This is a genomic window from Sphingopyxis terrae subsp. terrae NBRC 15098, from assembly GCF_001610975.1.
In the GTDB taxonomy this organism is placed as follows: Bacteria; Pseudomonadota; Alphaproteobacteria; order Sphingomonadales; family Sphingomonadaceae; genus Sphingopyxis; species Sphingopyxis terrae_A.
Map to the genome: position 1 here is coordinate 1698933 of NZ_CP013342.1, position 26378 is coordinate 1725310.

27 protein-coding genes are annotated in these 26378 nt (G+C 65.7%); 19 read left to right on the forward strand and 8 right to left on the reverse strand.

Features of this window, described 5'->3' with window-relative positions:
- Window position 1: 1 nt before the first annotated feature.
- Both AOA14_RS08260 and AOA14_RS08265 read right to left on the reverse strand, forming a co-directional pair.
- Window positions 2-424, reverse strand: a complete 423-nt coding sequence (locus AOA14_RS08260) for a CoA-binding protein (protein ID WP_062901440.1) — start codon at window positions 422-424, stop codon at window positions 2-4.
- On the reverse strand, window positions 424-1401 hold the full coding sequence (locus tag AOA14_RS08265; RefSeq protein ID WP_062901441.1) for an Mrp/NBP35 family ATP-binding protein: 978 nt from the start codon (window positions 1399-1401) through the stop codon (window positions 424-426). The genes AOA14_RS08260 and AOA14_RS08265 overlap by 1 nt, the downstream gene beginning before the upstream one ends.
- 92 nt (window positions 1402-1493) lie before the next feature.
- Here AOA14_RS08265 and hflK point away from each other — a divergent pair, with 92 nt between their 5' ends.
- The 5 genes from hflK (at window position 1494) to AOA14_RS08290 (ending at window position 7256) form a co-directional block, all read left to right on the forward strand.
- The gene (gene hflK, locus AOA14_RS08270) at window positions 1494-2654 is read left to right on the forward strand and encodes a protease modulator HflK (RefSeq protein ID WP_082819862.1); all 1161 of its coding nucleotides are present in this window, start codon (window positions 1494-1496) and stop codon (window positions 2652-2654) included.
- Window positions 2654-3505 (forward strand): protease modulator HflC, encoded by an 852-nt coding sequence (gene hflC / locus AOA14_RS08275; RefSeq protein WP_062901442.1) that lies wholly within the window; start codon window positions 2654-2656, stop codon window positions 3503-3505. The genes hflK and hflC overlap by 1 nt, the downstream gene beginning before the upstream one ends.
- A gap of 127 nt (window positions 3506-3632) precedes the next feature.
- Window positions 3633-5132, forward strand: coding sequence for a Do family serine endopeptidase (locus tag AOA14_RS08280; protein ID WP_003041997.1), 1500 nt, complete (start codon window positions 3633-3635; stop codon window positions 5130-5132).
- 121 nt (window positions 5133-5253) lie between these two features.
- On the forward strand, window positions 5254-5622 hold the full coding sequence (locus tag AOA14_RS08285) for a VOC family protein (RefSeq protein WP_062901443.1): 369 nt from the start codon (window positions 5254-5256) through the stop codon (window positions 5620-5622).
- Between the two features lie 125 nt (window positions 5623-5747).
- Window positions 5748-7256 (forward strand): serine hydrolase domain-containing protein, encoded by a 1509-nt coding sequence (locus AOA14_RS08290; protein ID WP_062901444.1) that lies wholly within the window; start codon window positions 5748-5750, stop codon window positions 7254-7256.
- Here AOA14_RS08290 and AOA14_RS19720 read toward each other — a convergent pair.
- Window positions 7253-7414, reverse strand: coding sequence for a hypothetical protein (locus AOA14_RS19720; protein WP_186401487.1), 162 nt, complete (start codon window positions 7412-7414; stop codon window positions 7253-7255). The genes AOA14_RS08290 and AOA14_RS19720 overlap by 4 nt on opposite strands.
- Window positions 7415-7517: 103 nt before the next feature.
- Between AOA14_RS19720 and AOA14_RS08295 the strand changes: the two genes are divergently transcribed.
- The 7 genes from AOA14_RS08295 to AOA14_RS08325 all read left to right on the forward strand — a co-directional run bounded on the left by AOA14_RS08295 (window position 7518) and on the right by AOA14_RS08325 (window position 13102).
- A complete protein-coding gene (locus AOA14_RS08295; protein WP_062901445.1) occupies window positions 7518-8438 on the forward strand; it encodes a LysR substrate-binding domain-containing protein in 921 nt (306 codons plus the stop codon).
- On the forward strand, window positions 8435-9172 hold the full coding sequence (trmD, locus tag AOA14_RS08300) for a tRNA (guanosine(37)-N1)-methyltransferase TrmD (protein WP_003041989.1): 738 nt from the start codon (window positions 8435-8437) through the stop codon (window positions 9170-9172). Before AOA14_RS08295 ends, trmD begins: the two co-directional genes overlap by 4 nt.
- 4 nt (window positions 9173-9176) lie before the next feature.
- Window positions 9177-9554 carry a 50S ribosomal protein L19 gene (gene rplS, locus AOA14_RS08305; protein WP_003041987.1) on the forward strand — a complete coding sequence of 126 codons (378 nt, stop codon included), beginning with the start codon at window positions 9177-9179 and terminating at the stop codon, window positions 9552-9554.
- A 108-nt stretch (window positions 9555-9662) separates the two neighbouring features.
- Window positions 9663-10688, forward strand: a complete 1026-nt coding sequence (locus AOA14_RS08310) for an aspartate-semialdehyde dehydrogenase (RefSeq protein WP_003041985.1) — start codon at window positions 9663-9665, stop codon at window positions 10686-10688.
- 184 nt (window positions 10689-10872) lie between these two features.
- Complete coding sequence (locus AOA14_RS08315) at window positions 10873-11652, forward strand: dimethylarginine dimethylaminohydrolase family protein (protein ID WP_062901446.1); 780 nt, start codon at window positions 10873-10875, stop codon at window positions 11650-11652.
- Between the two features lie 49 nt (window positions 11653-11701).
- On the forward strand, window positions 11702-12310 hold the full coding sequence (locus AOA14_RS08320) for a hypothetical protein (protein WP_062901447.1): 609 nt from the start codon (window positions 11702-11704) through the stop codon (window positions 12308-12310).
- 60 nt (window positions 12311-12370) lie between these two features.
- Window positions 12371-13102: a DUF4336 domain-containing protein gene (locus AOA14_RS08325; protein ID WP_062901448.1), complete on the forward strand. Its 732-nt coding sequence runs from the start codon at window positions 12371-12373 to the stop codon at window positions 13100-13102.
- 21 nt (window positions 13103-13123) lie between these two features.
- On the opposite strand, the gene AOA14_RS08330 is transcribed toward AOA14_RS08325, so the two are convergent.
- From AOA14_RS08330 to AOA14_RS08340, 3 genes are read right to left on the reverse strand one after another with little or no spacing between them, the layout of a single operon-like run.
- Window positions 13124-14713 (reverse strand): MDR family MFS transporter, encoded by a 1590-nt coding sequence (locus tag AOA14_RS08330; RefSeq protein WP_062901449.1) that lies wholly within the window; start codon window positions 14711-14713, stop codon window positions 13124-13126.
- A gap of 10 nt (window positions 14714-14723) precedes the next feature.
- Window positions 14724-15857, reverse strand: coding sequence for an HlyD family secretion protein (locus AOA14_RS08335; protein WP_062901450.1), 1134 nt, complete (start codon window positions 15855-15857; stop codon window positions 14724-14726).
- A complete protein-coding gene (locus AOA14_RS08340) occupies window positions 15857-16309 on the reverse strand; it encodes a MarR family winged helix-turn-helix transcriptional regulator (RefSeq protein WP_062767387.1) in 453 nt (150 codons plus the stop codon). The genes AOA14_RS08335 and AOA14_RS08340 overlap by 1 nt, the downstream gene beginning before the upstream one ends.
- Window positions 16310-16438: 129 nt before the next feature.
- Here AOA14_RS08340 and AOA14_RS08345 point away from each other — a divergent pair, with 129 nt between their 5' ends.
- The 6 genes from AOA14_RS08345 (at window position 16439) to AOA14_RS08370 (ending at window position 23480) form a co-directional block, all read left to right on the forward strand.
- Window positions 16439-17086 (forward strand): 2-hydroxychromene-2-carboxylate isomerase, encoded by a 648-nt coding sequence (locus AOA14_RS08345; RefSeq protein ID WP_003041968.1) that lies wholly within the window; start codon window positions 16439-16441, stop codon window positions 17084-17086.
- A gap of 167 nt (window positions 17087-17253) precedes the next feature.
- Window positions 17254-18006 (forward strand): alpha/beta fold hydrolase, encoded by a 753-nt coding sequence (locus tag AOA14_RS08350; protein WP_062901451.1) that lies wholly within the window; start codon window positions 17254-17256, stop codon window positions 18004-18006.
- A 76-nt stretch (window positions 18007-18082) separates the two neighbouring features.
- A complete protein-coding gene (locus AOA14_RS08355) occupies window positions 18083-19927 on the forward strand; it encodes a M2 family metallopeptidase (protein ID WP_062901452.1) in 1845 nt (614 codons plus the stop codon).
- 153 nt (window positions 19928-20080) lie between these two features.
- Complete coding sequence (locus AOA14_RS08360) at window positions 20081-21676, forward strand: helicase HerA-like domain-containing protein (protein WP_062901453.1); 1596 nt, start codon at window positions 20081-20083, stop codon at window positions 21674-21676.
- On the forward strand, window positions 21673-22125 hold the full coding sequence (locus AOA14_RS08365) for a globin (protein ID WP_062901454.1): 453 nt from the start codon (window positions 21673-21675) through the stop codon (window positions 22123-22125). The genes AOA14_RS08360 and AOA14_RS08365 overlap by 4 nt, the downstream gene beginning before the upstream one ends.
- Before the next feature lie 68 nt (window positions 22126-22193).
- Entirely contained in the window at window positions 22194-23480 is a 1287-nt protein-coding gene (locus AOA14_RS08370; RefSeq protein WP_062901455.1) for a cytochrome P450, read from the forward strand.
- Window positions 23481-23655: 175 nt separating this feature from the next.
- Here the strand turns inward: AOA14_RS08370 and AOA14_RS08375 are convergent, their stop codons facing one another.
- Both AOA14_RS08375 and queF read right to left on the reverse strand, forming a co-directional pair.
- Window positions 23656-24066: an acyl-CoA thioesterase gene (locus AOA14_RS08375; protein ID WP_058810779.1), complete on the reverse strand. Its 411-nt coding sequence runs from the start codon at window positions 24064-24066 to the stop codon at window positions 23656-23658.
- Window positions 24067-24170: 104 nt separating this feature from the next.
- Window positions 24171-24641: a preQ(1) synthase gene (gene queF / locus AOA14_RS08380; protein ID WP_062901456.1), complete on the reverse strand. Its 471-nt coding sequence runs from the start codon at window positions 24639-24641 to the stop codon at window positions 24171-24173.
- Between the two features lie 122 nt (window positions 24642-24763).
- On the opposite strand from queF, the gene AOA14_RS08385 reads away from it, so the two are divergent.
- Window positions 24764-26200, forward strand: coding sequence for a hypothetical protein (locus tag AOA14_RS08385; RefSeq protein WP_062901457.1), 1437 nt, complete (start codon window positions 24764-24766; stop codon window positions 26198-26200).
- Window positions 26201-26378: the final 178 nt, after the last annotated feature.

A 26378-nucleotide genomic window follows, 5' to 3' on the forward strand; every position in this document is an offset into this window, starting at 1 on the left:
GCTAGCGCAGCAAGCCCAGCCGCGGAATCTCGATCTTGGGGCAGCGGTCCATGACGACGACCAGGCCGGCCTTGTCGGCGCGCCGCGCGGCGGCTTCGTCGATGACGCCGAGTTGCATCCACACCGCTTTCGCCCCGTGGACGATCGCATCGTCGACGGCAGCGCCCGCGTCGGCGCTGTTGCGGAAGATATCGACGATCTCCGCCGCCGGCTCGACATCGGCGAGCGTCGCGACCACCGGCGCACCGTGGATCGTCTTGCCGGCATGGCCGGGATTGACCGCGATCACATCGTGGCCCTGCGCGGCCAGGAAGGCGAGCACGCCGTTCGAGGGGCGTGCGGGATTAGGCGAGGCGCCGACGATGGCGATGCGGCGCGGCCTTGCGAGCAGGGCGCGAATTTCAGCCTCGTCGTTGATCGCCATCATATGCCCTTTCGCGCCGCGAGCCACGCCGCGACCTTTGCGGCTATCGCGTGGAACGGCTCGCCCAGCGGATCGGTTCCGGCCGCGGGCGGGACGCCGCCGTCGCTCGCGAGGCGGATGCCCATCGACAGCGGCACGCGGCCGAGAAAATCGAGCTCCATTTCCTTCGCCGCGGTCTCGGCACCGCCGCTTCCGAACGGGTCGCTGACCTCACCGCAATGCGGGCAGGCATAGCCGGCCATATTCTCGACGACGCCGATGATCGGCACTTCGGCCTGCTCGAACAGCGACACGGCGCGCGCTGCGTCCATCAGCGCCAGATCCTGCGGCGTCGAGACGACGACCGCGCCGGTGGGCTTGTGCTTCTGGATCATCGTGAGCTGGACGTCGCCGGTGCCGGGGGGCAGGTCGACGACGAGCGTATCGATATCGCCCCAACTTGCGTCGATCAGCTGTTCGAGCGCGCGGCCCGCCATCGGGCCGCGCCAGGCGATGGCCTGACCCGGCGCGGCGATGTGGCCGGTCGACAGCATCGGAACGCCATAGGCGCTCTGCACCGGCGAGAGCTTGGATCCGCGCGCTTCGGGCTTCACGCCCTCGCTGTCCATCAGGCGCGGCTGCGACGGACCGTAGATGTCGGCATCAACCAGTCCGACCTTCACTCCGGTGCGGCGCAGCGCGACGGCAAGATTGGCGGCGAGCGTCGATTTGCCGACCCCGCCCTTGCCGCTGCCCACCGCGATGATCGTCATCGCCTTGCGCTCGGCGGTCATGGCAACGCGGACGCTGGTAACGCCGGCACGGGCGAGCAGGCCCGCGCGGAGCTTTTCCTCGAGCGGCTTGCGCTCGTCTTCGGCGAGCCCGGTGACATCGAGCACGATCGCGAGCGTGCCCTGATCGTCGAGATAGCGAAGCCCCGACGTGCGGCCGCCGGTCAGATCGGTGGCGAGACTGGCAAGGATGGCGATATCGGTCATGTCCGCGGCAGATAGGGATAAGCGGGGCGATTGCCACCCATTTTCGCCTGGCCCCCCTGTTAATCGCGCGCGCCGCCCTTATAAAAGCATTCATGAGCAACAAAAGTGATGGCAGCATGGGAGGCCGCGCCCCGCAGGGAGTGCGGCAATTTTTCCATCAGATTGCGCTGATGGCGAACAGTCCGTGGGGCAATGGCCCGAAGGATAACGGCGATGGCGATGACCGGTCGGGTCCGCGCAATCCCTGGGTGACGCCCGATCCCGCCGACGGACTGCGCGGGCGCAAGCCGCGCGGCCCCTCCGCACTCGACGAACTTCTGCGCAAGGGGCGCGGCGGCTTTGGCGGCGGCGGTTCGGGTGGCGGCGGCGGCAATCTGCAGATGCCCGAATCGGCGCGGCTGTGGAAATGGGGCGTTGGCGCGCTTGTCGCCGTGTGGTTCCTGTTTTCGTCCTTCCACATCATACCGCCCGAAAAGGAAGGCGTCGTTACCCGGCTCGGCAGCTATTCGCGTACCGTCGGACCCGGCGTGAAATTCACCTGGCCGGCGCCGATCGAGCGCATCCGCATGGAAGACGTGCGCGCGATCCGCACGATGCAGGTCGGCTCGCCCAATGCAAGCGACGAAAATTTCGTCCTCACCCGCGACCAGAGCATCGTCGATCTGGCCTATGAAGTGCGCTGGTCGATCCGCGACCCCGAACTCTACATCTTCCAGCTCGCCGATCCCGACGGCACCATCCGCGAGGTCGCCGAAAGCGCGATGCGCGCGACGGTCGCCAATTTCGACCTGGTGCAGGCGATCGGTCCCGGCCGGGTCGAGATCGAGACGCAGGTTCAGCAGCGCATGCAGGCCCTGCTCGATCAGTATCGCGCCGGCGTGACAATCCAGGGCATCGCGATTCGCCAGGCCGATCCGCCGAAGCAGGTAGACGAGGCGTTCAAGGAAGTGACCGCGGCGCGGCAGGAACGCGAGTCGTCGATCAACCTGGCGCGTGCTTATGAACAGCAGGTGCTCGAACGCGCACGCGGTGACACCGCGGCGTTCGACAAGATTTACGAACAATATAAGCTGGCGCCGGGCGTGACCCGCAAGCGGCTATATTATGAAACGATGGAGAATGTTTTGTCGAACGTCGACAAGACGATTGTCGAGGCGCGCGGCGTCACCCCCTATCTGCCGCTGAGCGAAGTTCAGCGGCGCTCGCGCGCGGCGTCCGACGCCGCGTCCGATGCGGCGAAGGGAGGCCAGTGATGTTCGAATCGATCACCCGCCATCCGATGCGGCTGCTCGTCGGCCTCGTCGCCATTCTCGTGATCCTGTCGCAGACGCTGGCGATCGTTCCCGAGGACAAGCAGGCGCTGATCCTGCGCTTCGGCGAAATCGAGCGCACGGTGAATCGCTACAAGGCGAACGAGGAATTCGGCCGGTCGGGTGCGGGCCTTGTCCTGCGCGTGCCGTTCACCGATGGGATCCAATATATCGACAAGCGCATTCTGGGCATCAACATGGAGCGCCAGCAGGTGCTCTCCACCGATCAGCAACGGCTGCAGGTCGATGCCTTCGCACGCTTCCGCATCACCAACCCGGTGCGCATGTACACCGCGATCCGGACCGAGGATAAATTGCAGCAACAGCTGGCGACAATCCTCGGCTCGTCGCTGCGCAACGAACTCGGCAAGCGGACCTTCGCGACCCTGCTCTCGCCCGAACGCGGTGCGGTGATGGACAATATTCAGGTCGCGCTCAATCGCGAGGCGCACAAATATGGCGCCGAAATCATCGACGTGCGGATCAAGCGCGCCGACCTCCCCGAAGGCGCAACGCTGCAGGCGGCCTATGACCGCATGCGCACCGCGCGCCAGCAGGAAGCGATCGCGATCCGCGCCGAAGGGCAGAAGGAAGCGCAGATCATTCGCGGTAACGCCGATGGCGAAGCCGCGCGCATCTATGCCGCCAGCTTCGGCAAGGATCCCGAATTCTATGATTTCTATCGCGCCATGCAGAGTTATCGTCAGACATTCCTGGGTGAGAATAACAAGGGCGGAACGTCGATCATCATGTCGCCCGACAATGAATATCTGAAGCGTTTCAGCGGCGGATAGCGGCCGGACGGCGGATGAACCGGACGTGCAGTCGCCGTTCATGTTCAATTGCCGTTCAGCCGCACGGCCCCAAATGAAGCCTGCCGGGGTCCTTGGGTTTTTTCGCAAGAGAGAAGGATTTGCGATCGTGCGTTATGTTTATGGCATCACTTCGGCTTTGCTGGTGGGTGGCACAGCGCTCGCGCTCGTCACCCAGTCGCCCGTTATCGCGCAGGTCGCGCAGAACGAGCGCAGCGAAATCGCCAAGGCGGTTCCGCGCGCCGGCGCGCCCGAAAGCTTCGCCGACCTGGTCGAGCAGCTGCAGCCCGCAGTGGTCAACATCTCGACCAAGCAGGAAGTCACGCTGGGCGTCCGGCTCGATCCGTTCGCGGGAACGCGCGAACCGGTCACGCAGGAGCAGCAGGGCGGCGGTTCGGGCTTTCTGATCTCGGACGACGGCTATATCGTCACCAACAACCATGTCGTCACCGGCGGTCCGCGCGGCGAACAGGTGAACCAGGTCACGGTGACGCTGACCAACGGCAAGGAATTTCAGGCCAAGATCGTCGGCCGCGACGTCGCCTCCGACCTCGCGCTGCTCAAGATCGACGCGACCGGCATGCCGTTCGTGAAATTCGGCGACAGCGGCAAGGCGCGCGTTGGCGACTGGGTGGTTGCGATCGGCAACCCGCTCGGCCTCGGCTCGACCGTCACCGCCGGCATTATCTCGGCGGTGCAGCGCAATATCGGCAGTGGCGGTGCTTATGACCGCTACATCCAGACCGACACGGCGATCAATCGCGGCAACTCGGGCGGTCCGCTGTTCGACCTGCACGGCAATGTCGTCGGCATCAACAATATGCTGATCTCGCCCGTCGGCGCGAACATCGGGGTCAATTTCGCCATTCCGGCCGATGCAGCGATCCCGGTGATCAACGCGCTGCGCGCCGGCGAGCGTGTCGAGCGCGGCTATCTGGGCATCGGCATCGCGCCGGTCGGCGAGGATATGGCCGCGGCGCTCGGCCTGCCCAAGGATCGCGGCGAATTCGTCCAGCGCGTCGAGGATGACGGTGCCGCGGCGAAGGCGGGCATCAAGCGCGGCGACGTCGTGACCAAGGTCAACGGCAAGGATGTGACGCCGCAGCAGACGCTGTCCTACATCGTCGCGAACACCAAGCCGGGGACGCGTATCCCGATCGAGGTCGTGCGCGACGGCAAGACGATGACGCTCAACGCCGTCGTCGGCACGCGTCCGCCCGAAGACCAGCTCGCCGGCAATGATTTCGACCCCGAAGACGATCAGGCGACGCCTGACGACAACAGCGGGAGCGTTTCGGACAAGGCGGTCCAGGACAATCTGGGCCTCGCGGTGCAGACGCTGACCCCCGACATCGCGCGCGCTGTCGGCGTCGATGCATCGACCAAGGGCCTCGTCATCGGCGCCGCGTCGAGCAACAGCGATGCTGGCCGCAAGGGCCTGCGCCGCGGCGACGTGATCCTCAGCGTCAACCGCACCCCGGTGACGACGAGCGAGGGCCTGGCCAAGGCGGTGGCGGAAGCGAAGAAGGCTGGCCGCGACGCGGTGCTGATGGAAATTCTCCGCCGCGGCGGTCCGTCGGCGTTTATCGCGATCCGCATCAAGCCGTAATCGCGCAGCATCGTCAACGTTTCGAAAGGGGCGCCCGGACATCGACCGGGCGCCCTTTTCTTTTCTTGTCGTATACATTGTTCCTGATATGTTCTTGCTTCAACGAATCGGGAGATGACCAATGATCGGATATGTGACGCTCGGCACCAACGACCTCACCAAAGCGGCGGTTTTTTACGACGCGATCGCCGCCGAACTGGGTGTGCCGCGCATGATGGAATTCGACAATTTCATTGCTTGGGGCAAGGAGGGCGGCGGCGCGGGCATTGGCCTGACCAAGCCGTTCGACGGCAATGTCGCTACCGTCGGTAATGGCGTGATGGTGGCGCTGGAGGCCAGCGATACCGATCAGGTCCAGCGCCTCTATGATATCGCGCTGGCGCATGGCGGCAGCGACGAAGGCGCCCCCGGTCCGCGCGGCGAAGGCTTTTACGCGGGCTATTTTCGCGATCCCGACGGCAACAAGCTCAACGCTTTCGTCATGGGGTGACGACGCGTCGGCGACGCGCACGGGCGTTGCAGCCATAGCCAGTCCTAACGGCCGGCCGCGGCGCATTGCCGCCGTACCGGTCGGCTGTTAGCCTGCGGCACTCGTCCGTTTGCGAAAGGATCGTCATGCGTTGGAAGACGGCCATTGGTGTCGCGGTGATGCTCGGCTGTGCGTCGCCAACGCTCGCGCAGGAAAGCGCAGGGCAGAGCCTCGACGAAATCGCGCCTCAGATCGACGCGCTCTTTGCCCGCTATCAGGCCGATCAGCATATCCCGGGTCTCGTCTATGGCATCGTGCAGGATGGCAAGCTCGTCTATCTGAAGGGGCGCGGGGTCCAGGATGTGACGACCGGAACGCCGGTCGACGGCGATACGCTGTTCCGGATCGCCTCGATGACCAAGGCCTTCACCGCGCTGGCAGTGCTCAACCTGCGCGACCGGGGCAAGCTGCGGCTCGACGATCTGGCCGAAGATTATGTCCCAGAAATGAAGCGCTGGATCTATCCGACCGCGGACAGTCCGCGCATTCGTGTGCGCGACCTGCTCCACCATGTCGCGGGGTTCGTCACCGACGATCCGTGGGGCGACCGCCAGCAGATATTGTCGCAGGACGATTTTACCAAGATGCTGACCGCCGGCGTCCCCTTCACGCAGGCGCCGCAGAGCCGCTTCGAATATTCGAACTTCGGCTATGCCCTGCTCGGCCGCATCGTCGCCAATGCGTCGGGTATGCCCTATGCCGACTATGTCCGCATCACCATCCTCCGCCCGCTGGGGATGGAGGCCAGCGGCTATGACGTGACGCGCGCGCCGCGCGCGCATTATGCCCGCGGCTACCGCTGGGAAGGTGAGGCGTGGGTGCCCGAACCCGAAATGGCCGACGGTGCCTTCAATAGCATGGGCGGGCTGCAGGTCAGCGCGCGGGACTATGCCAAATGGGTCGCCTTTCTGCTGTCTGCCTGGCCGCCGCGCAACGAGGCCGATGCTGGGCCAATCCGCCGCGCAACGGTGCGCGAGATCGCGCAGGGTCTGAACTTCGTCTCGCTGGCGACGCGCGCCGGCGCGAGCGGCGAGACGGCGTGCAAGCAGGCCGCGGCCTATGGCATGGGTTGGCGCGTTGCGCAGGACTGCGACCTGGGGCTCACCCTGTCGCACGGCGGTGGCTATCCAGGATATGGCAGCCATGTGATGCTGATGCCCGACTTCGGCGCCGGCGTCTTTGCGCTGTCGAACCGCACCTATGCCGGACCGTCGGCGCCCGCCTGGGACACGGCGGTAGCGATGGAGAAGGCGGGATTGCTCAAAACCCGGCCAGCGTCGGTCACGCCCGACATGGCCGCGATGATCGCTGCGTCGCGCGCCGTCTATGACGCGGGCGACCTGGCGCCGATACAGGACCGGTTGGCGATGAACTTCCTGATGGATCGCTCGGCGGCGTTATGGGCGAAGGACCTGGCGGCGCTGAAAGATCAGCTGGGCGCATGTCCGACCGCCGAGCCGCCCGTCGCGCGCGGCGCGCTGGGGGCCTTGTTCCGGCTCAATTGCGAGCGCGGCAAGCTCGACGGTCAGATTCTGCTAGCCCCGACGCATCCGCTGACGGTTCAGGCCCTGCGCCTTCGTCCAGCACGCGACTAGCTCGCGGGGCGAGCCGGTGCCGCTTTGGCCGCGCCGCGCGGGCGCCGGGCGAAAAGCGGCTTCAAGGCGGCGCCGAGCTGCGCGAAGCCGCGGTCGAGGTCGGCGCTGAAGCGCGCATGATCGGCGTTCCAGCTCCGCATCCAGATTTCATCCATCATCGTCTGTCTCCATCGGTTGCGATGAAGTGCAGATGCGCCCTCGCTAGCGCCTTCGCCAATTAAAGCTTTGCACATAGATATAAGTTTGCCTTATGCACCGGTGATGCCGAAACTGCCGCCCCTTGCTGCCGTCCGTGCCTTTGAATCGGCTGCAAGGCTGGAAAATTTCTCGCGCGCTGCCGAGGAACTGGGGATGACGCAGGCAGCGGTCAGCTATCAGGTCCGCCAATTGGAAGACCGGCTAGGCCGCGCGCTGTTCGTGCGTGAGAAAGGGCGCGTGCGGTTGTCGGAGACCGGCCAACGCGTGTTCCCCGCGATCCGCGCCGCCTTTGCCGCAATGCACGATGCCTTCGCTGCACTTGGCAGCGACGAGACCGACGTGCTGACGATCAGCTCCGTGACGAGCTTCGGCGGCGCATGGCTGAGCGCACGTATCGGCCGCTTCCAGCTCGCTTACCCCGACCTTGCCGTGCGCATGTCGATGAGCAACGATCTCGTCGACTTCGACGCGTCGAACGTCGATGTGGCGATCCGCCTGGGAATGGGCCCCTGGCCCGGCCTGCGCAGCGACTTTCTGATGCGCCAGACGCTTGCTCCGCTCGCCGCACCATCGTTCATCGCCGAGCATGCGATCCGCGAACCCGCCGACCTGCTGCGCGTCCAGCGGCTCGCCCCGAACGACAGCTGGTGGGCCGACTGGTTTGTCGCCGCGGGGGTTGCGACTCCGCTGGCGCCATCGCGCCTCGGCATCGAGCTCGACAGCCAGTTGCAGGAGGCGAGCGCGGTGCAGGCGGGCTTCGGGGCCGCGATGATGACCCCGCTGTTCTGGCAGGCCGACCTTGCCAGCGGCCGGATGGTCCAGCCCTTCGATACACTCTATGTCGCCGATGCCGGCCTTTGGCTCGTGCACCGCGAAAATCGCGTCGGGGTGCGCAAGATCGAGCGCTTCCGCGAATGGCTGCACGCCGAATTGAAGAAGGATCGCCACCTGCTGCCCGAGGCGCTATGGCAGCCGCCGTCATGACCTTCACCGCCGTCCCGCTCACGCTCTATCCCGACATGTTCCCCGGTCCGCTGGGGCACAGCATGGCGGGACGTGCGCTCGAAAGCGGGACATGGGCGTGCGCGCCCGTCCAGATCCGCGATTTTGCCACCGACAGGCACCGCACCGTCGACGATACGCCCGCGGGCGGCGGCGCCGGCATGGTGCTGAAGGCCGATGTCCTCGGCGCTGCGATCGATCATGCGACGGCGGCGCATCCGGGGTTGCCGCTGCTCGCCATGACCCCGCGCGGTGCGCCGGTCACGCAGAAGCGCGTGCGCGACCTTGCCGCGGGTCCGGGGGCGATCATCCTGTGCGGCCGGTTCGAGGGTTTCGACGAACGCATCTTCGACGCACGGCCGATCGAGCAGCTTTCGATGGGCGACATCGTGCTTTCGGGCGGCGAGATGGGGGCGCTGATGCTGCTCGACGCTTGCATTCGGCTGCTTCCCGGCGTAATGGGCGCGGCTTCAAGCGGCGACGACGAATCGTTCGAGAACGGTTTGCTCGAATATCCGCACTATACCCGGCCCGTCACATGGGAAGGGCGCACGATCCCCGAAGTGCTGCGATCGGGGGATCATGCGAAGATCGCCGCCTGGCGGAAACAACAGGCGCAAGATCATACACGGTTACGCAGGCCGGACCTTTGGGAGCGTCATGAGGACGCTCGGGCCCGACCTGCCTCTGGCGCGCGGCAAAAGAAGAAGGACTAGAGGCATGAACCTCATCCAGACGATCGAAGCCGAAGAAATTGCCAAGGCCGGCAAAGAGATTCCGACGTTCCGCCCCGGCGACACGCTGCGCGTCGGCGTGAAGGTGGTCGAAGGCGAACGCACCCGCGTCCAGAATTTCGAAGGCGTGTGCATCGCGCGCTCGAACAAGGGCATGGGCTCGAACTTCACCGTGCGCAAAATGTCGTTCGGCGAAGGCGTCGAGCGCGTCTTCCCGCTTTATTCGCCGAACATCGATTCGATTACCGTCGTCCGCAAGGGCGCCGTGCGCCGTGCGAAGCTCTACTATCTGCGGGGCCGCACCGGTAAATCGGCTCGTATTGCGGAGCGCCGCGATTACCGGTCGGAAGCCGGCGAAGGCTAAGGAGAGGTTTCTCCCCACAAAGCCGAAACAGCTTTCCAAAACGACCGGTTCCGCCAAAGCGCAGAACCGGTCGTTTTTCATTTCACGCCAAGACAAAGGACATATTTCATGGGTTACCGGATCGTCGTCGCTGGTGCGACGGGCAATGTCGGACGCGAAGTCCTCGCCATCCTCGCCGAACGCGAATTTCCGATCGCCGAACTGGCGGCGGTCGCGTCGTCGCGCAGCCAGGGCGACGAAGTCGAGATCGGCGATACCGGCAAGACCGTGAAATGTCAGAATATCGAGAATTTCGACTGGTCGGGCTGGGACATGGCGATTTTCGCCATCGGCAGCGACGCGACCGCGATTCACGCGCCCAAGGCTGCGGCCGCCGGCTGCGTCGTGATCGACAACTCGTCGCTCTATCGCATGGACCCCGACGTGCCGCTGATCGTGCCCGAGGTGAACCCCGACGCGATCGACGGCTATACCAAGCGCAACATCATCGCGAACCCGAACTGTTCGACCGCGCAGATGGTCGTCGCGCTGAAGCCGCTGCACGATGCGGCGAAGATCAAGCGCGTCGTCGTTTCGACCTATCAGTCGGTGTCGGGCGCCGGCAAGGCGGGGATGGACGAGCTGTGGAACCAGACGCGCCAGATCTTCGTCGGCGATGAAAAGGACATCAAGAAGTTCACCAAGCAGATCGCCTTCAACGTCATTCCGCACATCGACAAATTCCTCGACGACGGATCGACGAAGGAAGAATGGAAGATGGTCGCCGAGACGAAGAAGATCCTCGATCCGAAGATCAAGGTCACCGCGACCTGCGTCCGCGTTCCCGTCTTCGTCGGCCATTCCGAAGCCATCAATATCGAGATGGAGAAGGAACTGCCCGCCGAGGAAGCACAGCGCATCCTGCGCGAGGCGCCGGGCGTCATGCTGGTCGATAAGCGTGAGGACGGCGGATATATCACCCCCGTCGAATGCGTCGGCGACTATGCGACCTTCGTCAGCCGGGTGCGCGACGACAGCACCGTCGACAATGGCCTGAACCTCTGGTGCGTCAGCGACAACCTGCGCAAGGGCGCGGCGCTGAATGCGGTGCAGATCGCCGAACTGCTCGGCCGCCGGCACCTCAAAAAGGGTTGATCTTGTTACCTCCCTTCGCGCAGCGATGGGGAGGCGGCAGCCCAATGGGCTGACGGAGGGGCTTTGACGCCGGTGCGCTCGCGGCCCCTCCACCATCCGCATCGCGGACGGTCCCCCTCCCCACCGCTGCGCGGCAGGGAGGATTGCCTTGGCGAGATCGGGGCATCCGGACTATGCCCGTGACATGACCGCGCCCTTCGCTTTTACCCACGCGCTTTGCCGGACCCCGGCGCCGTCGGCCGTCAACGGCATCCGCGCGGGCGGCGGCCCCGATCCCGAGCTGGCGGGGATCATAGCGGAACATGCCGCCTATGTCGCGGTGCTGCGCGAGCTGGGGCTGACGGTCGATGTCCTGCCGCCGCTCGATGCCTTTCCCGATGCCCTGTTCGTCGAGGACGTCGCGCTGACCTTTGCCGAAGGCGCGATCCTGCTCCGTCCCGGTGCGCCGAGCCGCGCGGGCGAGGTCGCGCATATCCGCGCCGCGCTCGCCGAACGGCACGGCCGCGTTCTCGAGCTGGCCGGACCGGGGCATGTCGACGGCGGCGATGTGCTGCGCCTTGCCGACCGCGTCATCATCGGCCTGTCCGACCGCACCGACCGGGCGGGCGCCGAAACGCTGACTGCGCTGCTCGGCGAGCTCGGCCACCGCGCGCAGATCGCGCAGACGCCGCCCGGCGTGCTGCATTTCAAGACCGGCTGCGGCCTTGTCGACGACCGCACCGTGCTCGCCGTCCCCGCCATGCGCGACTGCCCCGAATTTGCGGGGCTGGAGGTGTTGCTGACGCCGATGGGCGAAGAAGGCGCGGCGAATATCCTGCGCGTCCGCGACACGGTGCTGATCGGCGCGCGCTGGCTTGCAACGCAAGCGCTGCTGGCGGCGCGCGGCGTCCCGTTTCGCGCGCTGCCCACCGATCAGATCGCGCGGATCGACGCCGGGCTCAGCTGCATGTCGCTGCGCTGGTAATCGCCCCGCGCTCTGGCGTATAGCGGCGCGTCCCCTTCGGAGTCCTGCCATGCGCAAGCTGCCCGCCCTCGTCCTCCTCGCGCTGCTCGCGGCGTGCAAGCCCGCCGCCGACAAGCCGGCCGCCGATGACCGACCGCCGGTCGTGCCCGACGTCCCAGAGGCGAAGCTCGACGGTCCGGCAGCGGCGTCGCTGTCGGTCGCGCTCGACGCTGCGGGGCTGCGCTTCATCGACAAGGCCAGCGGCAAGGCCAGCCTGCTCGCGTTCGGCATCCCGCGCAAACAGGCCGAAGAGGCGTTGGCGCGCGTTGCGGGGGTCGTCGACGACCGCAGCGACAATGACGAGTGCGGCGCGGGGCCGATGCAATTTTCGCGCTTCGATGCAATGACGCTCAATTTTCAGGACGACAAGTTCGTCGGCTGGTTTCTGGGCGACGAGGCGGGCGCCGAATTCTATTCGACGGTCAGCGGCATCGGTATCGGCACGACGCGCGCCAAGGCATCCGCATCGACCACCGTCGTCGATCACAAGGACAGCACGCTGGGCGAGGAGTTCAGCCTGGGCACCGGCGATGCAGCGATCGGCGGCATGTTCGCCGAGCCGGGCAAGGATGCGAAGATCGAGGCGCTGTTCGCCGGGGCCAATTGCTTCTTCCGTTAACGGTCACGCAGATCGCCGGCGAGATTTGATCGACGGCGTTGCCGGGGCTAGTCTGCCGCCATGTCGGCTTTCCTTCCCTATGCGCCGCTCAACACGCCCAAAGCCTTTGGTGGCCGATTGTGGATCGTCGATGGTCCCGAAATCCGCATGGATTACGGGCCGACCTCGATCCCCTTTCCAACCCGGATGACCTTCGTGCGGCTTGCCGACGGCACGCTGTGGGTTCATTCGCCGATCGCTCCCGACAAGGACCTGCTTTCTGCCATCGACCGCCTCGGCCCGGTCGCCTGGCTGATCGCGCCGAACAGCCTTCATTATTGGTATGTGGCCGACTGGCAGGCGATCTATCCCGGCGCGCGAACGCTCGCGGTGCCCGATCTCGCCACGCGCGCGAAGCGGCCCTTCCGCATCGACGCGATGCTCGACGGCGAGGCGGTGCTGCCCGAAGAGCTGGAGACGGTTTTCGTTCCGGGCACGCTGGTCAATGAAGCGGTGTTTTTCCACCGGCCCTCGCGCACCGTCGTGCTGACCGACCTGATCGAGAATTTTGAGCCGCAGCGGATACGCAGCCGCTTTTATCGCGGGCTCGTCCGCCTCTCGGGCGCGGCGCATCCCGACGGCAAGGCGCCGATCGACCTGCGGTTGACCTTCTGGCCGCGCCGCGCGCGTGTTCGCCGGGCGGTCGCTGCTATATTGAGCTGGGATTGCGAGCGCGTCGTGATGGCGCACGGCTTGCCATATGAGCGGGACGGCGCCGCCGAGCTTCGGCGTGCCTTGCGCTGGGCCTGCTGACGCGGCGCTGGCGCGACCCTGTCAGTGCCCCATGTCGGCGGCCGAGGCCTGCGCCGCGCCGGGCCTGGGGGGACGCAGCAGGACGACGAGCGGCACGGCCGCGAGCGTGACCCACATCATCAGCCAGAAATCGTCGATATAAGCGACCATCGCCGCCTGCCGGTTGATTTCGCCATTGACCATCTGCATCGCGACGTCGCCGATGATGCCGAAGCGGTCGGCGGTCGAGGGGTCGACGAGGCTGACCGAGCTGTTGGTGACATGCGCGACCAGATCCTGGTGGCTGGTCTGCGTATTCGATCCGAGCAGCGTCGTGACCACCGAGATGCCCACCGACGCCCCCATGCTGCGGAACAGATTGAGGAGGCTCGATCCGTCGGTGCGGAACTGCATCGGGATCGTGGCAAAGGCCATCGTGTTGAGCGGGATGAAGATCAGCCCCATCCCCAGCCCCTGCACCAGCCCGCTGACGACCACGGGCCCGGTGCCCATCATCAGCGACCATTGGCTCATCTGATAGAGCGAATAGGCGGCGATCAGCAGTCCCGATCCGACCATCCAGCGCGCGTCGATCTTGCCGAGCAGGCGCCCGGCAACCCACATGCTCATCAGGATGCCGATCCCGCGCACCGCGAGCACCAGCCCGGTATCGATCACCGGCCAGCCGAACAGGCGTTGCAGCATCGGCGGCAGCAGCGCCATCGACGAAAACATGACGACCCCGATCACGATCATGAAGCCCATGCCCATGACGAGGTTGCGATCGGCGAGCATCTTGCGGTTGAACAGGGTCACCGGCGCGGTGAGCAGGTGGATGAGGAACATCCACAGGCAGGCAACCGAAACGCCGAGTTCGATCCAGATTTCGGCACTCTCGAACCAGTCCTGCTGCGCACCGCGGTCGAGCATCAGCTGCAGCGCAGCGAGGCCGAGCGCGAGCATCGAGAAGCCGAACAGGTCGAACTTGCGCTCGCGGGTGTGCGTCCGCGGCAGCAGCGCCCACATCAGCACCAGCGTGATCAGCCCGACGGGCAGATTGACGTAGAACACCCAGCGCCAATTCGCCGATTCGGTGAGCCAGCCGCCCAGGATGGGCCCCAGAATCGGGCCGATCATGATCCCCATGCCCCAGATCGACATCGCCCGCGCGTGCCGTTCGGGCGGGTTGATGTCGAGCATTACCGATTGCGACAGCGGGCTGATGAAGGCGGCGGCGATCCCCTGCAGGAAGCGGAACGCAACCATCTCCTCGAGATTCTGCGCGGCGCCGCACGCCATCGAGGTCAGGACGAAGCCGACGATCGCCGCAAGGAATAATTGCCGCCGTCCGATCCGGTCGGCGAGCCAGCCGGTGATCGGCATCGCCACTGCCGAGGCGATGATATAGCTGGTGAGAACCCAGTTGACCGTCTCGCTCGTCGCGCCGAGCGCGCTTTGCATATGCGGGATCGCGACATTGGCGATGGTCGTGTCGAGAATCTGCATCACCGACGCGCCCATCACCGCCACCGTCAGCAGGCCGCGATAGCGCACCTGCTGATAAAGCGGGATCGACGCATCGACCGGTTGCGCCGCACTGGGCGACCGGCGGGGAAGGGCGCGGCTCGCCATCGGCCCGCCCCTATTTCGCGGTGATCACTTTGACGTCGGCGGACAGGCCGGCGATCATGTCGCGCGACGGCGTTTCGTCGAGCGCGATGCGCACCGGCACGCGCTGCGTCACCTTCACCCAGTTGCCGGTCGCATTCTGGGCGGGGAGTACCGAAAATTCGCTGCCGGTTCCAGCGCCGATGCTTTCGACATGGCCGCGTACCTTGAGCCCCGGATAGGCGTCGAAGCGGATCTCGGCGCGCTGGCCGACGCGCATGTCGGCAAGGTCGGTTTCCTTGAAATTGGCCTCGACATAGGGGTGCAGCGTATCGACGAGCGTCACCGCGGGGAGCCCCGCGACCATCATCTGGCCGAGTTGCAGCCGGTCCGACTGGGCGATGCGCCCGGCGCTCGGCGCGCGCACTTCGGTGCGGCCGAGGTTGACCTGTGCCTGCGCGCGCTGGACCTTTGCCGATTCGACCTCGGGATTCACGCCGCTGCCCCCGGTGGCAAGCTTGGCGCGCGCCTCCGCGGCGTCGGCGCGGGCCTGCGCAAGGCCTGCGCGCGCCTGTTCGACCGCATGCTTCGATGCGTCATAGGCCGCCTTGGTGGTGAAGCCCTTTTCCATGAGCGCCGCCTGCCGCGCGAAATTGGATTCGGCAAAGCCCACCGCTTCCTTCGCCGCCTTGATGTCGACGCCGGTCGCGGCGAGGCTGGCCGACAGATTGCCGACATTGACCTTGGCCGCGTCGATCGCGGCATTCGCCTGCGCCACCGTCAGCGCATAGGGTTCGCCGTCGATGCGAAAAAGCAGCTGACCCTTGTCGACCATCTGGCCGTCGCGCACCGCAACCTCGGTGATCCGGCCGCCAACCTCGGCGGCGATCGATACCTTGTCCATCTGGACATAGGCATTGTCGGTCGACACCGCGCCGCCGCTCGTCAGCCAATACCAGCCGCCGCCGACGAGCAGCGCCAGCGGCACGCCGAACATCAACAGGCGGGTGCGCCAGCCCGGCTTGCGGGCCTCGTCGGTTTCGGCCTCGGGCGCGGGCGGCACGGGATCGGCCTTGGGTTTCGCCTTCGGCACCGAAACCTCTTCGCCCGTGGGAGCGGTGGGAGCGGTGGGCGCGGCGGCAGGACGGGAGGGGGAGAGCTGATCCATCACATTGTCTCTTTTGTCGGTTCCTTGCCGCATTCGCGGCGCGAAAGATTGGCGCGGACGCGCTCGACCAGCTCGATGAGCTGCGCGCGTTCGGCTGCGCTGAGCCCCTCGGTCGCCTCTTCGGTCAGCGCATCGGCGATGTCGCGCATGCCGCCGACGATCGCGCCGGTGCGCGGCGTCAGATACAGTCGCCAGGCGCGGCGGTCAGTCGGATCGGCGCGGCGTTCGACCAGCTCCGCCTCGACCAACCGGTCGACCATGCGCGACAGGGTGATCGGTTCGACCTCGATGAGTTCGGCGAGCGGCCCCTGCCGGATCCCCTCGTGCCGCTTCAGATAGCTGATCAGCCGCCACTGGAGCGCGGTGATTCCGCTGTGTTTCGTGCGTGCGTTGAAGGCGCGGCGAAACAGCCGCGCGGTGTCGTTGAGCAGGAAACCGATCGTCTCACTCATGGCATGCGATATAATAGCAACTGCTATAATATTCAATGACGATTATGCTGCATGTGCGAAGCATCTGATTTGGAGCAAAAAATTGCCGTTTCGCTTGCGCGGCGCCGCATTTTTTGCAGGATGCCGCGCATGAGTCTGTCTGCTGATCTTTTCTGGTCCTTCCGCTCGCCCTACAGCTATCTGGCGATCGGCCGCTACCGCGCGCTGATGGCGAGCCACGATGTGACGATCAACCTGCGCCCGGTCTATCCGCTGGCCGTGCGCCAGCCCGACTTTTTCGAGCGCAACCACCCCAATTGGCTCAGCTACACGATGCGCGACATGATCCGCGTCGCGCAGTTCCACGGCATCCCCTTCGGGCCGCCGCGTCCCGACCCGATCGTCCAGAATGTGATGACGCGCGAGATCGCCGCCGAACAACCCTACATCTATCGCCTCACCCGGCTGGGGCAGGCGGCGTCGCGGCGCGGCAAGAGCCTGGCCTTTTGCGACGAGGTGGCGCAGCTCATCTGGGGCGGCGCGCAGGACTGGCACCTCGGCGACCATCTGGCGGGCGCAGCGAAGCGCGCCGGGCTCGATCTCGCCGAACTCGATGCGGAGGCGGAAAGCGACGCCGAAACGCTCGATCAGGAGATCGCCGCCAACCAGGTCGCGCTCGAAATCGCCGGCCATTGGGGCGTGCCGACATTGGTGTTCGAAGGCGAGCCCTTCTTCGGACAGGACCGCATCGAAATGGCGAAGTGGCGCATGGAGCAAAAAGGGTTGCGCCCGCGATAGCTTGCGGACGTTCGCGCTTATCCTCGCCCGTTTGCATGGAGCGAAGTCCGCTCCCTACCCCAAAACCACCATGTGTGGCCGCGGCTGATGTCGGTCGGTTCGTGCGAACGCCCGCTTGGGGATTTCACCCGCTTGCCCTTGCGCGTCTTCCCCGCATAAGGACGGGCATGAGCATCGAACCGCAATTTTTCGACGCGCGCGATGGGGTGCGCCTGGCCTGGCGCGCAATGGGCGAAGGTCGGCCGATCCTGTTGCTGCATGGCCTGTTTTCGAGCGCCGAGGTCAACTGGATCAAATTCGGCACCGCAGCGCGAATCGCGCGTGAGGGATATCATGTCATCATGCCCGACCTGCGCGTCCACGGATCGAGCGCGGCGCCGCATGGGGCGGAGCATTATCCTTCCGACATATTGGTGGATGACCTGCAGGATCTGGTCGCGCATCTCGATCTTGCCGATTTCGACCTTGGCGGCTTCTCGCTCGGCGCGCGGACGAGCGTGCGCGCGGTCGTTGCGGGGATGCGCCCGGCGCGCCTGATCCTTGGCGGTATGGGGCTGGCGGGACTCGCGGGGTGGCAGCGGCGCGGGCAGTTCTTCAAGCGCGTGATCGCCGAATATGACAGCGCGAAGCGCGGCGACGACACATGGCTGTCGATCCAGTTCATGAAAACGATGAAGATCGACCGTGTCGCGGCGGGGCTTCTGCTCGACAGCTTCACCGACACGCCGCCCGAAGCGCTGGCGGCGATCACGATGCCGACGCTGGTGGTGTGCGGCGAACAGGATCAGGACAATGGCTCAGCGTCCGAACTAGTCGCGGCGCTGGCCGATGCCCAACTCGCGACGATCCCCGGCACGCACATGTCGAGCGTCACCGAGCCCGAGCTGGGTGAGGCGATCGCGGCCTTTCTGACCGCTTGACCCCCCGGCGCCGACGCGCCAAGCTGGTTTTACGGCGCCGCAGAGCGCACCCCCAAAGTCCAGAGGATTGCACCCCATGAAAGCCATGATTTCGACTATGTCGCTTGCCCTGTCGCTCGCGCTCGCCGCACCGGCATATGCGCAGGACAATGCCGCCGCGACCGCGGCCCCCGCCGCCACGCCGACCGCGGCCGACGCCGATGCCTTCATCGCCGCCGTCGAGAAGGATCTGTTCGACTATACGGTCGAGGCGAGCCAAGTGAACTGGGTCAACGCCACCTACATCACCGACGACACCGACGCGATGGCCGCGCGGATCAATGCCGTGGGGACCGAAAAGTCGGTCAAATATGCACTCGAAGCCGCGAAATATATGGATGTGCCGGGGCTCAGCGCCGATACGAAGCGCAAGCTCGACATCCTGCGCACCGGCCTTGTCCTTCCCGCGCCGACGAAGCCTGGCGCCGCGACCGAGCTCAACACGATCGCGACCGACCTGCAATCGCAATATGGCAAGGGCCGCGGCAGGCTCGACGGCAAGGAAATCTCGGGATCGGATATCGAGGCGGAGATGGGCAATCTCCAGCACACGCCCGCCGAATTCGCCGAAATGTGGACAAGCTGGCACGACAATGTCGGCGCCCCGATGAAGGATGATTATGCGCGCATGGTCGCGATCGCCAACGAAGGCGCGAAGGAACTCGGCTTTGCCGATACCGGCGCGATGTGGCGGTCGGGCTATGACATGTCGCCCGAGGATTTCGCGAAGACCACCGAACGGCTGTGGCAGGAAGTGAAACCGCTCTACATGGCGCTTCACACCTATGTCCGCTGGAAACTCAACGAGAAATATGGCGACGCGGTGCAGCCGAAAACCGGCCCGATCCGCGCCGATCTACTTGGCAACATGTGGGCGCAGGAATGGGGCAATATCTACCCGCTCGTCGCGCCGCCGGGATCGGGCGACCTAGGTTACGACATCGGCGATCTGCTCAAGGAAAAGGGCAAGGCGCCGCTCGACATGGTCAAGGCGGGCGAGAATTTCTATTCCTCGCTCGGCTTCGCGAAGCTGCCCGATACCTTCTGGAAGCGCAGCCAGTTCCTGAAGCCCGCCGACCGCGAAGTCGTGTGCCATGCCTCGGCCTGGGACGTCGACAACAAGGACGACATCCGCATCAAGATGTGCATCAAGGTGAACAGCGACGATTTCGTCACCATCCACCACGAGCTTGGCCACAACTATTATCAGCGCGCCTATAACAAGCAGCCGTTCCTCTATCTGAACGGCGCCAACGATGGCTTCCACGAAGCGATCGGCGACTTCATCGCGCTGTCGATCACCCCGCAATATCTGGTCGACATCGGCCTGCTTGACAAGGCGAAGGTGCCGAGCGCCGACAAGGATATCGGCCTGCTGCTGCGTCAGGCGATGGACAAGGTCGCCTTCCTGCCCTTCGGCCTGCTCGTCGACCGCTGGCGCTGGGGCGTGTTCGACGGGTCGATCAAGCCCGCCGATTACAACAAGGCCTGGACCCAGCTTCGCCTGCAATATCAGGGCATCACGCCGCCGGTCGCGCGCCCCGAAACCGCGTTTGACCCGGGCGCCAAATATCATATCCCCGGCAACACGCCCTACACCCGTTATTTCCTGGCGCGCGTGCTGCAGTTCCAATTCTATCAGGCGGCGTGCAAGCAGGCGGGATGGAAGGGCCCGCTCCACCGTTGCTCCTTCTATGGCAACAAGGAAGTGGGGCAGAAGCTGAACGCGATGCTCGAAATGGGCGCCTCCAAGCCCTGGCCTGACGCGCTCGAGGTCTTCACCGGCAGCCGCGACATGTCGGGCAAGGCGATGATGGAATATTTCGCCCCGCTCAAGAAATGGCTCGACGAACAGAATAAGGGCAAGCCGTCGGGCTGGTAAGGCACGCGGAACCGCAAGCAAGGGACCGGAAAGCCATCTTTCCGGTCCCTTTGCATGTCGGCCGGGTACCGGCCGCCGCCGCTTTGCCGATTGCCTGATTTCCTGCGCCGTTCTAGGCTCTTGGCCGGGTGCCCAGAGCGGAGGAATGCAGCAGTGAGCGACGGCAGCGAAGCGACCGAAATCTATATCGGACTCGGCGGAGGCGGTGCGCCCGACGGGCCGCGCCAGTCGCTGGTGCTGAAGCGCGCGAACCGCCACGGGCTGATCGCGGGCGCGACCGGGACCGGCAAGACGGTGACGCTGCAGGGACTGGCCGAGGGCTTTTCGGCGGTCGGCGTGCCGGTCTTCGTTGCCGACGTGAAGGGCGACCTGTCGGGCCTCGCGATGGCGGGCAGTCCGACATCGAAACTGCACGAGGTCTTTGCCAAACGCGCGGCCGAAATCGGCGACAGCGACTGGGCCTATCACGACAATCCGGCGATCTTCTGGGACCTGTTCGGCGAACAGGGCCACCCCATCCGCACCACCATTTCCGAAATGGGGCCGCTGCTGCTCGCGCGGCTGATGGATCTCAACGAGGTGCAGGAAGGGGTTTTGTCGATCGCCTTTCGCGTCGCCGACGAACAGAATCTGCTGCTGCTCGATATGGGCGATTTGCAGGCGATGCTCGCCTGGTGCGCCGAAAATGCCGGCGATCTGTCGACCAAATATGGCAATGTGACCAAAGCGACGGTGGGGACAATCCAGCGCCAGCTTTTGTCGCTGCAAAGCCAGGGCGGCGACCATTTCTTCGGCGAACCCGCGCTGGACATCATGGATATGATCCAGTGCGACGACAAGGGCCGCGGCTATGTGAACATCCTTGCCGCCGACAAGCTGATGGCCAGTCCGAAGCTTTATGCGACCTTCCTGCTCTGGCTGCTGTCCGAGATGTTCGAGACGCTTCCCGAAATCGGCGATCCCGACAAGCCGAAGCTCGTTTTCTTTTTCGACGAGGCGCATCTGCTGTTCGACGATGCGCCGCCCGCGCTCGTCGACAAGATCGAACAGGTCGTGCGCCTGATCCGCTCGAAAGGCGTCGGCGTCTATTTCGTGACGCAGAACCCGATCGATGTGCCCGAAGAAGTCGCGGGGCAGCTCGGTAACCGCGTCCAGCACGCGCTGCGCGCCTTTACCCCGCGCGACCAGAAGGCGGTGAAGGCGGCGGCCGACACCTTTCGGCCCAATCCGAAGGTCGATGTCGCGCGCGAGATCACCGAGCTCAAGGTCGGCGAGGCGCTGGTCTCGCTGCTCATGCCCGACGGCGCGCCCTCTCCGGTCGAGCGCACGCTGATCAAGCCGCCCTGCTCGCGCGCCGGCCCGCTCGATCCCAAGGAGCGCGCGATCATCCAGTCGATCTCGCCGGTCGCGGGCAAATATGACACACTCGTCAATCGTGAAAGCGCCGAAGAACTGCTCGCCGCCAAGGCCGAGCAGGCGCAGGCGGCCGCCGCCGAAGCCAAGGCGCAGGAGGAAGCCGACAAGGCGGCGGCAATCGCAGCGAAGGAAGAGGCCAAGCGCAAGGCCGCCGACGAGCGCGTCCGCCTGCAACAGGAACGCGCCGCGGCGCGCGAGGCGGCGAAGCCGAGCATGGCCGAAAAGATGATGCAATCGGCGGCGCGCTCTGCCGCGACGAGCCTCGGCCGGCAGGTTGCGGGCAAGTTCGGCGGCCAGTTGATGCGCGGCATATTGGGCAGCCTGTTCAAATGACCGCCGGCGATGCCGCGCGGATGGAGGCGGCGCTGCTCGCCATCGCCGACGCGGGCATCGACATTCGCCATGCGCTGTTCGATCGGTTCCTCAATGCCTTCCCGCAGCGACGCGCCGCCTTTCTGAACCTCGATGCGGCGTCGCGGCGCATGACCGACGAGACGTTGCAGGCGATGTTCGGGCTGGCGCAGGACGAAGGCTGGGTCTGGCCGCAGATTGCCGAACTGGTGGTGACGCATCGCAACTATGGAGCGCTGACGACGGCCGAATATGACGCCTTCGTCGATATGGCGGTCGATGCGCTTGCGGTGGCGGCGGGCACCGCATGGGACGCGGATTGCAACGCCGCGTGGCGCCGTCAGGCCGCGGCGCTCAAAGCGATGATCCACCGCGCACTCGCCGAATGGCAGGCGGCGCTTCCCGAGGCGCACCGCCAGGCGGCCGGCTGATCCGAGCCCGCGCCCGCGGCGCGCTATTCCATCTCGACAGGCGCCGAGGCTTCAGGCAATTTGGTTGCATGACAAAACCTATATTGCCTGGAGAGGTAGCCGCCGCCGTCGTCGATCCCGCCGCTTACGGGGCATGGGACGGCTTGCACGAACAGCTTTCCTGGGCGCGCGCCAATGCGCCGCTCGCGGTAGCCGAGAACCCTGACTATGATCCCTTCTGGCTGGTGACGCGGCACGCTGACGTCATGGCGATCGGCCGCGATCCGCAGCGCTTTGCCAATGCAGTGCGCCCGACCGTGCTCACCAATCGCGATGGCGAGGCGCTCGCCCGCGCCGCGACGCCGGGCAATGACGGGCATCTGATCCGTTCGCTCGTCCAGATGGACGCGCCCGACCATATGAAATACCGGCTGCTGACGCAGAGCTGGTTCATGCCCAAGAATCTGAAGCAGGTCGAAGACCGCATCCGTCAGATCGCACGCGAGACGGTCGACAAATTGCTCGCGACCGGCGGCGAATGCGATTTCGCGCGTGACGTCGCGGCGCATTACCCGCTGCATGTCGTGATGGACATATTGGGGGTGCCGCCGGAAGACGAGCCGCGAATGCTGATGCTGACCCAGCAATTGTTCGGATCGACCGACCCCGACCTCAACCGCAGCCGCGAGGCGATCACCAGCGCCGAACAGGCGATCGCCATGCTCCACTATGTCATCGCTGATTTCGAAAATTATTTCCGCGAACTGACCGCTGACCGCCGCGCCAATCCGCGTCAGGATATTGCGACGGTGATCGCCAATGCGACGATCGACGGCGGTCAGATCCCTGACCGCGAACTTGCAGGCTATTATATGATCATCGCAACGGCGGGGCACGACACGACGAGTGCGTCAACCGCCGGCGCGATCATGGAGCTGGCGAAGAATCCGGCGCTTTTCGAACGCTTTCGGGCCGCCGACAGCGACAAGGCAGGGCTGATCGAAGAGGCGATCCGCTGGACGACGCCGGTGCAGCATTTCATGCGCACCGCGCGGGCCGATGTCGAGATCGGCGGGCAGCAGATCCGCGAAGGCGACTGGCTGATGCTCAACTATGTCTCGGCCAACCGCGACGAGGCGGTGTTCGGCGACCCCTTTGCCTTCGACCCCGACCGTGCGAAGAATCAGCAGATCGCCTTCGGCTTCGGCGCGCATGTGTGCCTCGGCCAGCATCTGGCGCGCATGGAAATGCGGATCATGATGGAAGAATTGCTGCCGCGCCTGAAAAAGCTCGAACTCGCGGGCGAACCGGCGCGCGTCGAATCGGTGTTCGTCGGCGGCTTGAAGCGCCTGCCGATCCGGTTCGAAGCGGCGTAGGGGGCTGCAAGCGACAGAAGATTGCCGGGCTGACTGAAGGAACGAGCGTCCCGGGTCGCTATTGTGTTCCCCGGCGAACGCCGGGGCCCAGAGCGTCGAACGCTGACGTTGGAGTTTTAAAGCCCCGGACCCCGGCTTTCGTCAGGGAACAGCAAACTGCCGCAAGGACGCTACCCTAAACTTTCTCGCCCGGAAAGAAGCGCGCGATCACATCGCTGGCGAGGCGCGCCGGGCGCAGCGTTTCGGCGTCGATGCAACACCAGCTCGATTTGACTTCGGCGAGCACCTCTTCGCCGCGCTTTATGATCGTTTCATAGAAAGCGCGCGCGCCCTGAACCTTTTCCAGGATCACCGTCGCGATGACCTCATCGTCGAGAAAGGCGGGGCGGCGATAGGTGATTTCATGCTTCAGCGCGACCCACAGATGCTGGGCCACCGCCTCGGGCGGCGCGATCTTTCGCCAGTGCGACAGCACTGCATCCTGCACCCAGCTTAGATAATGGGCGTTGTTGACGTGGCCCATGAAGTCGATGACGTCGGGGCCGACGGTGATGTCATGGTCGTGGGGAAGCGCGGCGCTGCTCATATCGTTGACACTAGTGTCAACAATTCGTGACGGAAAGATGAAATCCGATTCTTTTCTGGTCCGGTCTCGGGAAGGACCATCTTCTGCGTCGGCGAAGAATGCACTCAGCCGCGGCCGCGATAGGGCGCGACCCCCTGATCGGGCAGCCACAGCCCCAGGGGCGGCGGCCCCGATTGCCAGAACACGTCGATGGGAATGCCGCCGCGCGGATACCAATAGCCGCCGATGCGCAGCCATTGCGGCTGCATCTCGTCAAACAGGCGGCGGCCGATACCCACGGTGCAGTCTTCGTGAAAGCCTGCATGGTTGCGGAAGGAGCCGAGGAACAGCTTGAGGCTTTTCGATTCGACGATCGTCTCGCCCGGCGCATAGTCGATCACCAGATGCGCGAAGTCGGGCTGCCCGGTAACGGGGCAGAGCGAGGTGAATTCGGGCGCGGCAAAGCGCACGAGATACAGCTCGCCGGCGCGCGGATTGGGGACATAGTCGAGCAATGCCGCCTCGGGCGAGGCAGGCAGTTCACTCGATTGGCCGAGATGTTTGGGCTGAAGCGGCGTATGGCTGGAATCACTCATGGCTTTCGTCTAGTGCGGCGCGCAGCCGATGTCACCGTCGATCGGGACGGGATGGCGGCGCGAAGCGCCCGTGCGATACGCAAGGCGCAGGCCATACAGAGTTTTCGGGATCGCATTACATCATGACGAAGCGGAGTTTCGGGCGGACAGCGAAGATGGCGCGGCTATCGACCGCCGCGCTGGCGGCGGTGCTGATTGCGGGGGCAGCGGGAACGCCCGCGCTGGCACAGCAGGACGAAACGCCCGCCCCGACCCCGGCGCCGTCGGCCACCAGTCCGTCGACCTTCCGCCTGCCGTCGACCAACGATGGCCGTACCACGGGGATGCAGGGTCCCGCGGACAATGGCATTCCGCCGCTTGCGCCGGGCGAGCGCCGCGGGACTCCGGCACCGACGCCTGCGCCGAGCATGGTCGTCCCGACGCGCCCTGCGCCCGCGCCGACGACCCAGCGTCCGACCGCGACCACGCCGGCGCCGACCCCCGCGCCCACGCCCACGCGCCGCGATACGCCCGCCGCCGCATCGACGCGCGCGCCTTCCGCGGCGCCTGCGCCCGCGCCGACTCCGGCACCGACCGCATCGCAGGGTGCGCCCGCCGCGACCTCGCCGACCGACGATGCCGCCACGCTGCCGGGCTTCACCAGCGATCCGACGAGCGCAGCGGGCACCCTCGATGCGCCGGTGCAGCCGTCGGACGAGGCAGCCGGTGCGGCGGCGCCGATCGACAAGGGCGCGGTGCCAATCTGGGCGTGGCTGCTCGCGGGACTCGCCGCTGCCGGGGCGGGGCTATGGTATTGGCGCCGCCGTCCAGCGCCCGCCGCCGACGCCCCGGCTGATTATGATCAGCCCTCGCCGCCGCCCGCACCGCGTGCCGCCGTTCCTGCAGCGCGCGCAGCGCCGCAGCCAGCGCCGCAGCCTGCTCCTCCGGCGCCGCAACCCGCGCCGCAACCGGATCGTGGGCCCCAGCCGCAATTCCGGCCGACGCCGCTTCCGGTCGCTTCGCCGCCCGTTCCCTCCCCGCTCGTCACGCGCCCCGCCGCAGAACGACGCGCGCAGGTGTCGATGGCGTTCGAGGTGCGCGACATTCGCCTGACGTCCGAACATCTGGTCGTGTCCTTCACGCTCAACCTGCTGAACGAGGGGCTGCTCGACGCCACCGGCCTCCTCGTCCGTATTGCGCTGCATCAGGCGTCGGCGATGCCCGAAGCGGTGCTCGCGCGCTTTTTCGACGGCGCGGGGGGCAGCGTGCTGCGCGACGACATGACATTGGCGGCGGGCGCGGGCGAGGCGCTGACGACCGAGGTGATGTTGCCGCGGGCGATCGTCGAGCCGCTGGTGATCGCCGGCCGCCCGATGCTGATCCCGGTCATAGCGCTCGACGTCACCTATCATTGGGATGGCCCTGGCGAAGCCTTTGGCCAGAATGCCGGCAGTTTCGTGCTCGGCCGCGAACAGGGGACGAGCGGCAGCGACAAGCTGGCACCGCTGCCCTTCGATCGCCCGATGCTGGTCATCGACCGCCCTGGTGCGCGCACGACCGCCGTGCGCCGGATGCAGTGATTCTCCGCGTCGCGCGGGCGCCATGCTCCGCTTTACCTCTGCTTTTGTGTTGCGGCGCAGCATTGACTGGGGCAGAGCGCCACTGCGCTTGAAAAAGCGCAGGTGGGGGCATAGGCTGATGTTCCCCGGAAAGATTAAGAGCCACAGCAGGATGGCCGGCGGAGGGAATGGATAGAAG